The organism is Arthrobacter sp. NQ4 (genome assembly GCF_029077345.1).
Classification (GTDB): Bacteria; Actinomycetota; Actinomycetes; order Actinomycetales; family Micrococcaceae; genus Arthrobacter.
Map to the genome: position 1 here is coordinate 39,848 of NZ_JARETC010000001.1, position 14,237 is coordinate 54,084.

The 14,237-nt window shown below is 65.0% G+C and carries 10 protein-coding genes; 4 read left to right on the plus strand and 6 right to left on the minus strand.

What is annotated here, in order from left to right; all coding sequences use genetic code 11:
* Positions 1-249: a WhiB family transcriptional regulator gene (locus PUN51_RS00175; protein ID WP_003804966.1), complete on the plus strand. Its 249-nt coding sequence runs from the start codon at positions 1-3 to the stop codon at positions 247-249.
* 138 nt (positions 250-387) lie between these two features.
* Here the strand turns inward: PUN51_RS00175 and PUN51_RS00180 are convergent, their stop codons facing one another.
* The 4 genes from PUN51_RS00180 to PUN51_RS00195 are packed head-to-tail and all read right to left on the minus strand — an operon-like array spanning position 388 to position 8,733.
* Complete coding sequence (locus tag PUN51_RS00180) at positions 388-1,854, minus strand: sensor histidine kinase (RefSeq protein WP_159631565.1); 1,467 nt, start codon at positions 1,852-1,854, stop codon at positions 388-390.
* A 27-nt stretch (positions 1,855-1,881) separates the two neighbouring features.
* Positions 1,882-6,735 carry an NAD-glutamate dehydrogenase gene (locus PUN51_RS00185; protein ID WP_275179522.1) on the minus strand — a complete coding sequence of 1,618 codons (4,854 nt, stop codon included), beginning with the start codon at positions 6,733-6,735 and terminating at the stop codon, positions 1,882-1,884.
* Positions 6,736-6,790: 55 nt separating this feature from the next.
* Positions 6,791-8,095, minus strand: coding sequence for an AAA family ATPase (locus tag PUN51_RS00190; RefSeq protein ID WP_275179523.1), 1,305 nt, complete (start codon positions 8,093-8,095; stop codon positions 6,791-6,793).
* Positions 8,092-8,733, minus strand: a complete 642-nt coding sequence (locus tag PUN51_RS00195; protein ID WP_275179524.1) for a hypothetical protein — start codon at positions 8,731-8,733, stop codon at positions 8,092-8,094. Before PUN51_RS00195 ends, PUN51_RS00190 begins: the two co-directional genes overlap by 4 nt.
* A gap of 152 nt (positions 8,734-8,885) precedes the next feature.
* Between PUN51_RS00195 and PUN51_RS00200 the strand changes: the two genes are divergently transcribed.
* Positions 8,886-9,101 carry a helix-turn-helix domain-containing protein gene (locus PUN51_RS00200; RefSeq protein ID WP_018768505.1) on the plus strand — a complete coding sequence of 72 codons (216 nt, stop codon included), beginning with the start codon at positions 8,886-8,888 and terminating at the stop codon, positions 9,099-9,101.
* A 5-nt stretch (positions 9,102-9,106) separates the two neighbouring features.
* On the opposite strand, the gene PUN51_RS00205 is transcribed toward PUN51_RS00200, so the two are convergent.
* Positions 9,107-9,676, minus strand: a complete 570-nt coding sequence (locus PUN51_RS00205) for a hypothetical protein (protein WP_275179525.1) — start codon at positions 9,674-9,676, stop codon at positions 9,107-9,109.
* A gap of 189 nt (positions 9,677-9,865) precedes the next feature.
* On the opposite strand from PUN51_RS00205, the gene PUN51_RS00210 reads away from it, so the two are divergent.
* Both PUN51_RS00210 and PUN51_RS00215 read left to right on the plus strand, forming a co-directional pair.
* On the plus strand, positions 9,866-10,702 hold the full coding sequence (locus PUN51_RS00210; RefSeq protein ID WP_275179526.1) for a LysM peptidoglycan-binding domain-containing protein: 837 nt from the start codon (positions 9,866-9,868) through the stop codon (positions 10,700-10,702).
* An 84-nt stretch (positions 10,703-10,786) separates the two neighbouring features.
* The gene (locus tag PUN51_RS00215) at positions 10,787-11,293 is read left to right on the plus strand and encodes an Rv3235 family protein (RefSeq protein WP_201302405.1); all 507 of its coding nucleotides are present in this window, start codon (positions 10,787-10,789) and stop codon (positions 11,291-11,293) included.
* A 115-nt stretch (positions 11,294-11,408) separates the two neighbouring features.
* Here the strand turns inward: PUN51_RS00215 and secA are convergent, their stop codons facing one another.
* The gene (gene secA / locus PUN51_RS00220; protein WP_275179527.1) at positions 11,409-14,150 is read right to left on the minus strand and encodes a preprotein translocase subunit SecA; all 2,742 of its coding nucleotides are present in this window, start codon (positions 14,148-14,150) and stop codon (positions 11,409-11,411) included.
* Positions 14,151-14,237: the final 87 nt, after the last annotated feature.

Consider the following 14,237-nt stretch of genomic DNA (forward strand, 5'->3'; position numbering starts at 1 on the left):
ATGGATTGGCGTAACCGCGCAGCGTGCCTCGACAAGGACCCGGAACTGTTCTTCCCCGTCGGGAATACAGGACCGGCCCTCCTGCAGATCGAGGAAGCAAAGAGCGTCTGCCGCCGGTGCCCCGTTGTCGACACCTGCCTGCAGTGGGCCCTTGAGTCCGGCCAGGACGCCGGAGTCTGGGGTGGCATGAGCGAAGACGAGCGCCGCGCCCTGAAGCGGCGCGCCGCCCGCGCACGCCGCGCCTCCTAGGAGCCCGGCGCCGGCAAGCCGGCACAGGACGACGCAACCGGCATACAGAGGCCCCGTGACACATCCATTCCGGATTGTCACGGGGCCTCTGTCAGTTCAACCCCGCGGCCTGGTAAACCACTGGCCGGAGCACACCTCCTACTTCCCGGCCAGGCTGAGCCGGATCTTGACCTCGGTCCCGCCGCCCTCGCGGCGCTCCCACGTGATGGTGCCGCCGAGCTCACTCGTGACGAGCGTCCGCACAATCTGCAGGCCAAGGCCCTCCACATGCGGGGTCTGCGGAAGACCCACGCCGTCATCGGCAATGGTTACGGTCAGCTCTTCGCCGTCCTCCGCTTCGGACCGGTCGGCAACCAGCCACACGGTGCCGGCCCTCCCCTCAAGGCCGTGCTCCACAGCATTGGTCACCAGTTCGTTGATCACCAGGGCAAGCGGGGTGGCGAGATCGCTGGGGAGCTCCCCGAAGCTGCCGGAGCGTTCGGTCCTGACCTGCTGTGAAGGGGAAGCCACTTCCGCGGACAGCCGGAACTGGCGGCCGATCAGTTCGTCGAAATCGACGCTCTGCGTCAGCCCCTGCGACAACGTCTCATGGACCAACGCGATGGTGGCCACGCGGCGCATGGCCTGCTCCAGGCCCTGCTTTGCTTCATCGCTCACCATGCGCCGGGACTGCATCCGCAGCAGGGCAGCCACCGTCTGTAGATTGTTCTTGACCCGGTGGTGGATTTCGCGGATGGTGGCGTCCTTGGTCACCAGCTCCATTTCACGGCGGCGCAGCTCTGAGACGTCGCGGCAGAGGACCAGCGCGCCGAACCGCTGCTGCTCATCCCGGAGCGGGATGGCACGCAGCGACAGGCTTACTCCCCTGGACTCAATCTCGCTGCGCCAGGGCATGCGGCCGGTGACTACAAGCGGCAGGGTCTCATCGACCAGCCGGCGGTCCTTGAGCAGGCCGGCGGTGACTTCGGCGAGCGAACGCCCCTCCAGGGACTCCCCGTCGCCCAGCCGGCGGAAGGCTGAAACTCCGTTCGGGCTCGCGTACTGCACCACCCCGTCGGCATCCAGCCTGATCAGCCCGTCGCCCACACGGGGAGCGCCCCGCCGGGAGCCCGTGGGCGAGGCAAAGTCCGGCCACAAGCCCAGGGTGCCCATCCTCAGGAGATCGTAGGCGCACTGCCGGTACGTCAACTCAAGCCGGGACGGCATCCGTGAACTGGAGAGGTCCATGTGGGTGGTAACAACCGCAAGTGTCCGCCCGTTGCGCACCATGGGGACAGCCTCGACCCGCAGGGCCATCTCACTGTTCCAGTTCGTCTCGCTGGAGCGCTCGATGGACCTGCTGTTCCATGCCTTGTCCACGAGCGGCTGCAGGTCCGAGCGGATGCCCTCACCCACGAAGTCACTGTGGAATGCCGTGTGCGTGGTGGAAGGACGCACGTGGGCCAGGGCAATGTAGCCAAGCTCCGGGTGGGGGAACCACAGCGCCAGGTCGGCGAACGCAAGGTCCGCAACCATCTGCCAGTCCCCCACCAGGAGGTGCAGCCATTCGGCATCGCCCGGCCCGAAATCAGCGTGCTCCCTGATGGGGTCCGTAAAGATTGCCACTGCACCTCCAGTTACGGCGCCTGCTTCCTAGCGCCGGACGATTGACCTCAAGAGCCTCAATGCTACCGACAGTGAGGCCATGTCGTCGGCCTCCAGTGCGTTCACCTCATCGAACATGCTCTTTGCCCGGCCCAGCTGCTCGGCATTCTGAGCCTCCCAGTCCTTGAGCCGCGCGTCCGGCGCCCCGGTGGCGGACGTTGCGTCCAGCACCGCCGTCGTCATGTCCGACACCGTTGAGTACAGGTCATCGCGCAACGCTGCCCGTGCCAGCGCCTGCCACCGGTCCTGCCGGGGAAGGCTGCTGATCCGTTCAAGCAGCGAGTCCGCGTGGAACCGGTTGAACACGGTGTAGTAAACGGCCGCAATCTCCTCTACACGGTCCTTCCGGGAGCGGGCGATCTTGGCGATGTCCAGCAGCACGAAGCTCTCGAACAGCTCGGCCCAGCGCAGCGCAAGGCCTTCCGGGAGTTCCCACTCGCGGCCCTTCGCCAGCCACGCCGCCACACGATCGCGGTCGTCGCCGCGGAGGTAGTCCAGCAGCCGGGCGCGCATGGGATCCATCAGCGGCTTGAACTCTGCCACCACCTCGGCAATGGGGCGCGAAACACTTTCCTGGCTGAGCAGCCAGCGGACTGCCCGGTCCAGGAGCCGACGGATGTCCAGGTGCACTGTGCTCCAGTGCTCCGTGGGGAACGAGGCAGGCAGGCTGTTCAGCTCCCCCACCATCGCGTCCAGTTCATACACCTCGCGCAGCGCCACAAACGCCTTGGCCACGGCAACTTCGCTGGCGGACGTTTCCTCCATCACCCGGAAGGCAAACGTGATGCCGCCAAGGTTGATCATGTCGTTGGCCACCACCGTGGCGATGATTTCGCGGCGCAGCGGATGCGTGTCCAGTTCGGCGTCGAAACGTTCACGCAGCTGGTGCGGGAAGTAGGACCGCAGGGTGTCACGGAACCAGAGGTCATCAGCGAGGTCGCTGTCCCGCAGGGCCGAGGCCAGCTCGATCTTCGCATAGGCGGCCAGTACTGAGAGCTCCGGAGACGTCAGTCCCTGACCCTGCTGCAGCCGTTCCCGCAGCGTTTCCGTCGTGGGCAGCGCCTCAAGGTCGCGCTTAAGGTCGGCGCTCTTCTCCAGCCAGTCCATGAGCCGCTCGTAACTTGGGCTCCACTCCGCCACGCGCGTCCGGTCGTTCAGGAGCAGGATGTTCTGGTCGATGTTGTCTTCGAGAACCAGGCGGCCCACTTCATCGGTCATGGAGGCCAGGAAGTCTGCGCGCTCCGCCGCCGGCAGCTTGCCGGCGGCAACCATCCGGTCAACGAAGATCTTGATGTTGACCTCATGGTCGGAGCAGTCCACACCGGCGGAGTTGTCGATGGCGTCCGTGTTGAGGATGACCCCCTGCAGCGCTGCTTCAATGCGGCCGCGCTGGGTCATTCCCAGGTTGCCGCCTTCACCCACTACCTTGACCCGCAGGTCCCGGCCGTTGACCCGGATGGCATCGTTTGCTTTATCGCCAACGGAGGCGTTCGACTCGGAAGACGCCTTGACGTAGGTTCCGATTCCGCCGTTGTAGAGCAGGTCAGCCGGCGCCAGCAGGATGGCGCGCAGGAGCTCCGGCGGGCTGAGCTCAGCGGTTTCCGCCGGAAGCCCCAGCGCGGCCCGGACCTGCGGCGACACGGGAATGGACTTGGCCTGGCGGGCAAAGACACCGCCGCCTTCGCTGATCAGCGACTTGTCGTAGTCGTCCCAGGACGACCGGGGCAGGTCGAACAGCCTCTGGCGCTCCGCGAACGAGGCTGCCTCATCCGGGTTGGGGTCCAGGAAGATGTGCCGGTGGTCAAATGCCGCCAGCAGGCGGATGTGCCGGGACAGCAGCATCCCGTTGCCGAATACGTCGCCGGACATGTCCCCCACGCCAACCACGGTGAAAGGTTCGGTCTCGGTATCCAGGTCCAGCTCGCTGAAGTGGCGCTTCACCGATTCCCAGGCGCCCCGCGCCGTGATGCCCATGGCCTTGTGGTCGTAGCCCACGGAACCGCCGGAGGCGAATGCGTCCCCCAGCCAGAAGCCGTACTCCGCGGACAGTCCGTTGGCTATGTCGGAGAAAGTAGCCGTACCCTTGTCCGCCGCGACCACAAGGTAGGAGTCGTCGTCGTCATGCCGGACAACGTTCGACGGCGGCACGAGCCGTTCGCCGTCGCCTTCGGTAAGGAGGTTGTCAGTAATGTCCAGCAACCCGCGGATGAACGTCTTGTAGCTTTCGACGCCTTCGGCCATCCAGGCCGCGCGGTCGGTTGCAGGATCCGGAAGCTGCTTCGCGAAGAAGCCGCCCTTGGCTCCCGTGGGCACGATGACCGCGTTCTTGACCGTCTGCGCTTTGACCAGGCCCAGGACTTCCGTGCGGAAATCCTCCCGCCTGTCGGACCAGCGGAGCCCGCCGCGGGCAACCTTGCCGAACCGCAGGTGCACACCCTCGACGCGCGGGGAGTAAACCCAGATTTCGAACATGGGCCGCGGGAACGGCAGCCCCTCAATGTGGGCGGGATCCAGCTTGAAGCTCAGGTGCGGCTTGTTCTGGTAAAAGTTGGTGCGGAGGGTGGCCTCGATCAGGTTGACGAAGGTGCGCAGCACGCGGTCGGCATCGAGAGTGGCGACTTTTTCGATGGACGCTGCCAGTTCCTGCCGCACCGAAGCCTGGGCCTCAGCGCGTTCACCATCGCTGATGGAGGGATCGAAGCGGGCCGCGAAGAGGGCGCTCAGCCCCCGGGTCACATCCGCGTTGGCCAGAAGCGTGTCCGCCATAAAGCCGAAGGAACTGCTGTTGCCCATCTGGCGCATGTACCGGGCGTAGGCGCGCAGCACGGTGATTTGCCGCCATTGCAGGCCTTCCCGCAACACCAGGCGGTCAAAGTTGTCCGATTCCGCAGCACCGGTGACGGCCGCGCCAAAGGAGTCGGCAAGGAGCCCGCCCGTGGACAGGGGGTCCACTCCCGCCGGGTACTTCAGCCCCAGGTCGTACAGGAAGAAGTCCCGGTGGTCTGCTGTTTCGATTTCAAAGGGCCGCTCGTCCAGGACCTCGAGGCCGAGGTTGTGGAAGTAGGGCAGGATCTGGCTCAGGCTCTTGGGCTCCAGCATGTAGAGCTTTACCCGGGCGTCTTCCTCCAGTGTTGCACCGGCGCCTTCGGGAAGATACACGTGGACTCCGGGACGGTCCTGCCGTGCCCCGGCGTTCCGTTCGGCGGCGGCCCCGTACTTTTCGAACCGCGCGATGTCTTCGAGGGCGTCCTCTACTTCATAGTCCACCCGGTAGCTGGCAGGGAACGCCTCGGCCCAGGTGGCAGCCAGTTCCTTGGCTTCGGCTGGGTCCCGGCCCTCGCGCAGGACCTCCGCGATGCCTTCGCTCCAGGACCTTGCCGCCCGGACCAGCCGCTTTTCCAGCTCGTCACTGTTGACATGGCTGACGTCGGCGTCCTTGGGCAGCCGGATGCGGAAGAACAGGCGCGCGAGTGCCGATTCGGTCATGCGGGCTTCGTAGTCGATCGAGACTGCCTGGAAGGTCTCCCGAAGTTCCTGTTCGATGCGAAGCCGGACGTTGGTGGTGTACCGGTCCCGGGGCAGGTACACGACGGCGGACATGAAACGCCCGTAGATGTCGGGCCTCAGGAACAGCCGGGTACGGCGCCGTTCCTGCAGCTTCTGGATACCAAGCGCAGTTGCGGCCAAATCGGGGATTTCGATCTGGAACAGCTCATCGCGTGGGTAGGTTTCCAGGATTCCCAGCAGGTCCTTGCCCGAGTGCGAGTCCGGCGGGAAGCCGGCGTTCTGAAGGACAGCATCCACCTTTTCCCGGACGATGGGGATGTCGCGGACGGAGCCGGCGTAGGCGCTGGTGGCAAAAAGGCCAATGAAGCGGCGCTCGCCGTTGACGTTGCCCGCAGCGTCGAAGCTTTTGATGCCGATGTAGTCCAGGTAGGCCGAGCGGTGCACGGTGGACCGCGAGTTGGCCTTGGTGATGACGAGGGCGCGCTTTTCCCGCGCCTTTTTACGGCCGGTATCGGTGAGGTGCTGGATGTGCGGGGAGTCCGCGGCTGCCCGCAGCAGTCCGAGGCCGCTGTCCTCGCGCAGTTCCAGGACGTCTTCGCCGTCGACGTTGAGCAGATCGTATTCGCGGTAGCCCAGGAACGTGAAGTTTCCGTCGTCCAGCCAGCGCAGCAGGTCCTTGGCCTGCCGCAATTCGGCAATCTGCGCAGAGTTGGCCACCTTGTCCAGGCTTTCGGCGATCTCCAGCGCCTTTTGGCGCATCCTTGGCCAGTCCTCGACGGCGGCCCTGACATCGTTCAGGACGCGGGTCAGGCCCGCGAGCAGGGAAGTCTTCGCTTCGTCGGAAACCCGGTGGACTTCGACGGCGATCCAGGACTCCATGTGCGAGGCATTTTCACCTTGCGCAATGAGGTGGGAAAGGTTGGGCATTGCCGCTGTGTCCCCGCTGGAAATGCCCAGATGTGCCGGAACCCTGTTGACCTTGACCAGTTCGCCCGTTTCCCGGTTCCTGGTGGCTACGAAAAGCGGGTGGACCACGAGCCGGATGGCCGCGTGCTGCCGGACAAGTTCGGCGTTGACGGAGTCGACCAGGAACGGCATGTCGTCGGTGACCACAAAGACGACGCTGCTGTCCTCTTCATCAATGATCGATATCTTCGCCTGCCCGGGCTGCCGCACGGACGCTGCCCGGCGGTGTTCCTCGGCACGGGCTTCCAGAACGTCCCGGGGGTAGCTTCGGGCATCCTCCTCAGCCAGGTGCTGGTAGTAGTCCCCCATGAAGCCTTCAAGGCCTTCAATGGAGAGGGGCTGGTCCTCCACACTGGATCCAGACGACATCGACAACGCCTCCATCAGAGATATTCGCCGCACCTTTGCAGCTCTTATGGCGAGCCTAGTCCTTTGCCCTTCGCCGTGGTGTGGAAGAAAATACAGAGGATTTGGCATTTCGCTGGGCTGGTGCACAAACAAGTTCACGGATGGCACGCCGAAGCGCGGAGTCGGGGCAAGCTTCAAGCAGCAGTGACCCCGCAAGGAGTGCTGCGTCGGCGGCGCCGGGGTCGTAGGGCAGGAACGCTTTGAGTTCCGACGCGGGACCGTACCGTTCCCAGGCATCCCGCAACTGGCGCTCCGGGGCTCTGCCCACGGAGGAGGAACGCACCTTGTTCATGACGACAGTGGGTGAGGCCTGCGGTACAGCGCCTTCGAGTTCGGCAAGCGCACGGACCATCCGGGGTACGCCCACGGGATCAGCCGCACCAACGGCGTAGACCTCGTCCGCCAGTTCCAGGGGACGCAGCGTCGCGGCGTTCCGCCGCGGCGCCATGGTGTCGAAGCTCAGCTCTTCATCGGCTTCGAGGCAAAAGCCGGTATCCACCACCACAACGTCCGCGATCTGCCGGGCCCGTTCAAGAACAAGTGCCAGGGCAGTGGCGCGCAGCTCGGTCCAGCGGTCCGCGCGGGTTATTCCCGTAAGCACCCGGAACGTCCCGGATGCAGTTGCGACGGTGGCGGCCACCTTCCTGAGGGCGTCCGGGTCCAGCAAACCCTGGTCGGCAAGCCTGCACGCCTGGGCAAGCCCGGCCGACTCATCCAGGAGACCCAGCACCGCCGCGACGCTTGCACCGTAGGTGTCCGCGTCGACCAGCAGGACATCCCGGCCATCGGCAGCCATCTCGCCGGCGATGTTCACCGCCACAGTGGTCCTGCCAGGCGCCCCGGCCGGACCCCAGACAACGATGAGCCTGCCCGCCGGTTCGCCCTCCGGATCAGGTCCAGGCTGCACGGGGTCCATGGCCAGCGCAGCTCCGGTGTCAGCTCCCGCGCTCAGGATGGCGGGACGGGCCGCACCTGTCAGCTGGGCAACGGCATCGGCGATCCTGTCCGAAAGCTCCGCTGACTCCACTCCCGTCAGCGCCGAGGCGACACCAATTTTGCGGAGCCTGGCCGCCTCCTCGGCATTGTCCGTCAGCGCGATGACCGCCACCCCAACAGCTCCAAGCCGGTCAACAAGGGAAGCAGTTAATCCGTCGGACCCCTCAGCCACTACGGCCGCCCTTGCCAGACCGCTTTGACAGGCAGCGAGAAGCTCGGGAAGTTCGGTGCATCGTCGAACCACTGTCACCGGACCGTGCAGCCTTTCGAGGCCGCCCACCAGGTCCTCCCGGCTTTGGCCAACGGTGACAACCGGGATACTCATCGGGCCCCGCCCGGATTCCACACAACGGATATCTTCGCGTCGTTGGCTTGGGCACCCAGCAACGCAGGCATCTGTTTGTCCTCCACCAGGACCATCAGCACGGTGGTCTTTGACGATCCGAGGGCAGTGGACCCGGTGGTGACCTCAGCGATTTCAGCTCCGGGAAGGATGAGTTTCGGCTCGCTGAACCCGTTCTTTGCATCCGGCTGCGCCACCCAGACGTCCACCCTCGCACCAGCAACCGCTTGGGACGGCAAAGTCTGCGCGATGTTGAGCGCCACCGGCTTACGGTCCAACCGGTCCACCTCCCCAAGACTTGACCTGGGAACCAGCTGGTCCTTGGCGATCCGCTGCACGGCGACGACGTCCTGGGGCAGGCCGTCCTCCACGGTGATGTAGTGCTGCTCCGTGTCGCCCAGGCGGACCTTCGCGCGAACCACGTTCTCCGCTGTCAGGCGCTCACCCACGGCAATGCCGTCCCGCGCCGCGAAGACCTCGGTGGTGCGGTCTGCGCTGCCGACCAGGAAAGTAACCCCGGCGACGGAGACCAGGACCAGAAGGATGCCCACCAGCAACCGCGGGTCCTTCCAGGACGGGCGCTTCAGCCGTGGCGCCGTGGCGCTTGAATCAGGAACCATGCCGTTCTCCCCCTAGGTACACCGGACCTGCCCGCTCTGGCCGGACTCCTCATTGTTACCGCCAGCGAGCTGGAACAAAAGTCATTTGCCTAAATACCGGCTATCTGTGGAAAACGGGCACAAACAACGTCATGTGATGGCAAAATGGGCGTATGCCAAGGTTCCTCACGCTCGCAGACGTCGCCGAGCAACTCCAGATCAACTCCCCCGCCGCGTACGCCTTGGTCCGCAGCGGGGAGCTGAAGGCTATCCAGGTTGGCGGCCGCGGGCAGTGGCGCGTCGAGGAGAAGATGCTGGAGCAGTACATCGAGGAACGCTATGCCGAGGCCAGCCGCATGATCCAGGAGTCCCGCTCCAAGTCAGTGTGACGCCTCTAAGCTCCGCCGGCCTTATGGGACCTGATCATCGCCAGCGCCGTAAAAGGTATCGCTGACACCTGGCCAACGCTTTGGGCCCTCCTTGCCTCGCCCGGAATCACCGCGGCAAGGTCGATGTAGTCCCGGCCAACCCGGTCAATGACGCCCTCCACCCGCGCGGCTCCGATTCCCCCGCCAATCGTCACGGTCACCTCCGTCCGATCCCGGGCAAGGGCACGCAGGGAATGGGCAAGTCCGATTGAACGGCGGACCGGGGAGTCCTCCGTGCGCACATGCCTGCCCAGGCCCACGTACCGGGCAGCGGCCGCATAGGGAATGAGCACCTGGTGCCGTTCTTCATCCAGGACCAGCGCATCAGCTCCAACATGGGTCAGCTCCCCTTGCGCCGATTCGCCGCACAGAAGGTGGACGGTGATCCTGTAACCAACGGCCGCCCGCAGCCTGCCATCGAGCCGCAGGCCAACCATCTCGGCCCGCGTCCGCTCACTGATCTCGCTCTCGAGCGCCAGCCGGTCAGCCTCCGCGAGCTGGCTTTCCATGTCGTTGAAGAGTGCATCCCAGCGCATCCCGCCAGCGTAGGTTCCCCAGCCCCGCCCGTCAACGCGCCCCTCATTTCACTCCAACGTCTGGACAAAACGCGCAGAGGCGGTTCAGACTGTGTCAAACAGCATCAAACAGCATCAAACGACATCAAGGCGGTTGAAATGGGTCACTCCGGTAGGACGAGAAGGTCGGATGCCGCAATAGCGCTGGCCTTGCTCGCGCTTGGAATCGTGCTCTGCATCCTGGGAGCGGGCCAGCTGGCGCAGTGGCAGGATGCCGCTACCCATCAGCAGGGGTGGACCGTGGAGGTCCTCCTGGCAGCGGCAGCAACAGCAGCCGGCCTCGGACTTTTGCTGTGGTGGGCATTTTCGATGCTGGCTGCTGGAGCCTCCGTCCTGCTGGAGCGGCTGGGCCGGAACCGGGCTGCCGCGACCGCCCGCCGGCTCTCACCTGCATTCATGCAGCGGGCTGTGATTGCCGCCCTTTCGATGCAGCTGATAGCGGGTGCCGCGGCACATGCGGCCACCACCGCGCCGGGGCCGGAGTGGACACCCACGCACGAACAGTCCTCGGCGGCTTACGCCAATCCTGCAGCCGCGCACGTTGCTCCGACACCCCGCCAGGGCACTGGCCCGGCCATGCATTTCTCTGTCCAACCAGGCCCAGCGGAGGTGCCACCACCCGGCCGGCAAGCCGCGTCGCCGGCATGGCAATCCACGACGGCGAAGCCCACCTCCGCCACGCCCAACCCGGGATGGCAACCGGCCTCCCCGGTGGTGGAGCCGGGCCTGCTCGCAGCACCGGAAACCAGGACCGCCGCCGGCGCGATGCCGGATCCGGGGGCAACGGGCGGCGGGGCGGGCCCGGTAACCGTGCTTGCCGGCGACACACTATGGGACATCGTGGCGGCCCAGCTGGGGCCGGAGGCATCGGATGTGGACATAGCCCTTGAATGGCCGCGGTGGTACGCAGCGAACCGCGGACTGATCGGCGGGAGCCCGGATGTCCTGCTTCCGGGACAGATCCTCCAGGCGCCGCAGGCGCCATAGCCACTGACGCTTTCGGTGCTGCGCCGGCGCCAGGCCAGCCAATAGACCATCAGCTACTCCGCTATTCGAACCAAGGGGAACACCATGACCGCAGTGACACCTGTCCAGACCGCCCAGCGGCTGGCTGCCAACACCGTAAACGGCGGGAGGGTACTCGGGAAAACCGCGTCAGCGTCAACAACGGCGGTGACCGCAGGCCGGTCCCGCGCCGCGGACCCATCGTCCCTGAGGCCCGTCAGTGAAGCTGCGGAAGTAAGGTCCATCACCCGCGGAACGGTTCAGGCCGCCATGGAGGTCCTGGCAGGGATCCGTCCCATACACCAGCTGGCGCGCCGTCTGGATCCGCGGTGCCTGGCATCGCTGCAGCACCGGGCCGCGCTGATCAGGCGCGAGCTAACCAGGACGGGTAATCCCGCCCTGGCCCGGCTCCACCGAAACTCCACAGTCCGCTCGGTGCGGGTGTGCGAGGTGGCCGAGGGAATTTATGAGGCAAGTGCCGTCGTGGTGGATGACGTACGGGCTCGTGCCGTTGCCGTCCGGCTTGAGCGCAGCAAGCAGGTCTGGCGCATCGTTGAACTCGTCATCGGCTAAGCCGTTGGCTAATTTGGTGCGCACCCGAGAGCACATGGTGCACCATGCAAACAGGGCAGGGGCCCATCGGCCCCTGCCCTGTCCATCAACGCCTGTGCGCATTTACGGCTGTGTTCTAGCGCTTTTTCTTTTTCGCCGGGCGCTTGGCGGCGTCCTGGGCAGCTGCCTTGGCAGGGTTGCCGGAGCGTCCACTTCCTGCCCGGGTTTCCACCCGGGTTTGTGTTCCGCCGGTCTCGCTGGGAGCCGTGTACTGCAACTGCGCGGGCTTTTCGGGGGCCTCAAGTCCGGCAGCATGCACCTGCGGGTCCACGTGCTCAGTATGTCCTCCGGCTGCGTCCTGGACGACGACATCCTGGGCCGGCGTCACCTCGACCTCAAGGTTGTACAGGAAGCCGACGCTTTCCTCCCGGATGGCTTCCATCATGCTTTGGAACATCGCGAAACCTTCGCGCTGGTACTCCACCAGCGGATCACGCTGCGCCATGGCGCGCAGGCCGATGCCCTCCTTGAGGTAATCCATCTCGTAGAGGTGTTCCTGCCACTTGCGGCCAATGACGGAGAGGACCACGCGGCGCTCGAGCTCGCGCATGCTTTCAGAGCCGATGACCTCCTCGCGGGCCTGGTACACCAGGCGGGCGTCGGAAAGGATCTCCTCCTTCAACAGCTCCACGGTGACCCTGGACTTGCCACCGGCCTCCTCGATGATGTCTTCGGGAGTAACGCTGACAGGATAGAGCGTCTTCAGGTTCGTCCACAGCTGGTGGAAGTCCCAGTCGTCGCCGTTCCCTTCCGCGGTGGCGGCGTCGATCAAGGCAGTGATGGTGTCCTCAATGAAGTACTGCACCTTCTCGTGCAGGTCATCACCTTCCAGGATCCGACGGCGGTCGCTGTAGATGGCTTCGCGCTGGCGATTGAGGACGTCGTCGTACTTCAGCACGTTCTTGCGCTGCTCGGCGTTGCGGCCTTCGACCTGTCCCTGGGCAGAGGCGATGGCCCTGGATACCAGCTTTGATTCCAGCGCAACGTCGTCCGGCACGGAGCTGTTCATCAGCCGTTCCGCCGCCCCGGAGTTGAAGAGGCGCATGAGGTCGTCGGTCAGCGACAGGTAGAACCGGGATTCACCCGGGTCGCCCTGGCGGCCGGAACGGCCGCGGAGCTGGTTGTCGATGCGTCGCGACTCGTGGCGTTCGGTGCCCAGGACGTACAGGCCGCCGAGGTCCAGGACTTCCTCGTGTTCGTCCTTGACCGACTGCTTGGCGGCTTCAAGCGCTGCGGGCCATGCGGCTTCGTACTGTTCGGAGTTCTCCTCCGGATCCAGACCGCGCTTGGCGAGTTCGGCGACGGCCGTGAATTCGGCGTTTCCGCCCAGCATGATGTCAGTACCGCGGCCGGCCATGTTCGTGGCCACAGTGACGGCACCCTTCCGGCCTGCCTGGGCGACGATGGCAGCTTCGCGGGCGTGGTTCTTGGCGTTCAGGACCTCGTGGCGGATGCCCTCCTTGGCGAGCAGCTTGGACAGGTACTCGCTCTTCTCCACGCTGGTGGTGCCCACCAGGACGGGCTGGCCCTTTTCGTGACGCTCGGCGATATCGCGGACCACGGCGTCGAACTTTACAACCTCATTCTTGAACACGAGGTCCGGCTGGTCGATCCGCTGCATGTCCCTGTTGGTGGGGATGGCCACGACGCCCAGCTTATAAGTGCTCATGAACTCGGCCGCCTCAGTCTCAGCGGTACCGGTCATGCCGGAAAGCTTGCCGTACATACGGAAGTAGTTCTGCAGCGTCACGGTGGCCAGGGTCTGGTTTTCGGCTTTGATCTCGACGCCTTCCTTGGCCTCGATCGCCTGGTGCATGCCTTCGTTGTAGCGGCGGCCGGCCAGGATGCGGCCGGTGTGCTCGTCCACGATCAGCACTTCGCCGTCCAGGATGACGTAGTCCTTGTCACGCTTGAAGAGTTCCTTGGCCTTGATGGCATTGTTCAGGAACCCGATCAGCGGGGTGTTGGCGGACTCGTACAGGTTGGAGATGCCGAGGTAGTCCTCCACCTTTTCGATCCCGCTCTCCAGGACGCCCACCGTGCGCTTCTTTTCGTCGACCTCGTAGTCCTTTTCGGGCTGCAGCCGGAGCACCACTTTGGCGAATTCGCTGTACCAGCGGTTGGTGTCCCCCTGGGCAGGTCCGGAGATGATCAACGGGGTGCGTGCCTCATCGATGAGGATTGAGTCCACTTCATCGACGATGGCGAAGTTGTGGCCGCGCTGGACAAGTTCGGTCCGGTCCCATGCCATGTTGTCGCGCAGGTAGTCGAAACCAAACTCGTTGTTGGTCCCGTACGTGATATCGGCGGCGTACTGCTGGCGGCGGACGGCGGGATCCTGGTTGGCAAGGATGACACCGCTGGTCAGGCCCAGGAAGCGGTAGACACGGCCCATGAGCTCGGACTGGTATTCGGCGAGGTAGTCGTTGACCGTGACCACGTGGACGCCCTTGCCGGTAAGGGCATTCAGGTAGGCGGGAGCGGTCGCCACCAGGGTCTTGCCTTCACCGGTCTTCATTTCAGCGATGTTGCCCAGGTGCAGGGCGGCGCCGCCCATCAGCTGGACGTCGAAGTGGCGCATGCCCAAGGTGCGGGAGGACGCTTCACGCACTGCTGCGAAGGCCTCCGGAAGCAGGTCGTCGAGCCTCTCGCCGTCCTGGTGGCGGGCGCGGAGGCGGTCCGTCTCCTCGCGCAGTTCGGCGTCGGTAAAGGTCTTGAATGAGTCTTCGAGGGCGTTGATGGAATCGGCATAGTTCCGCAACTGCCGGAGTGTTTTCTTGTCACCCGTGCGGAGAATTTTTTCGATAAGTGATGCCACGTGAAGATGCTCCCAGTCTGATGCCGCCGAATTCTGGCGTGTTCAGTCTACGGGAGAGACACGCCGCCGGTGCCCCTTTTCCCTGAG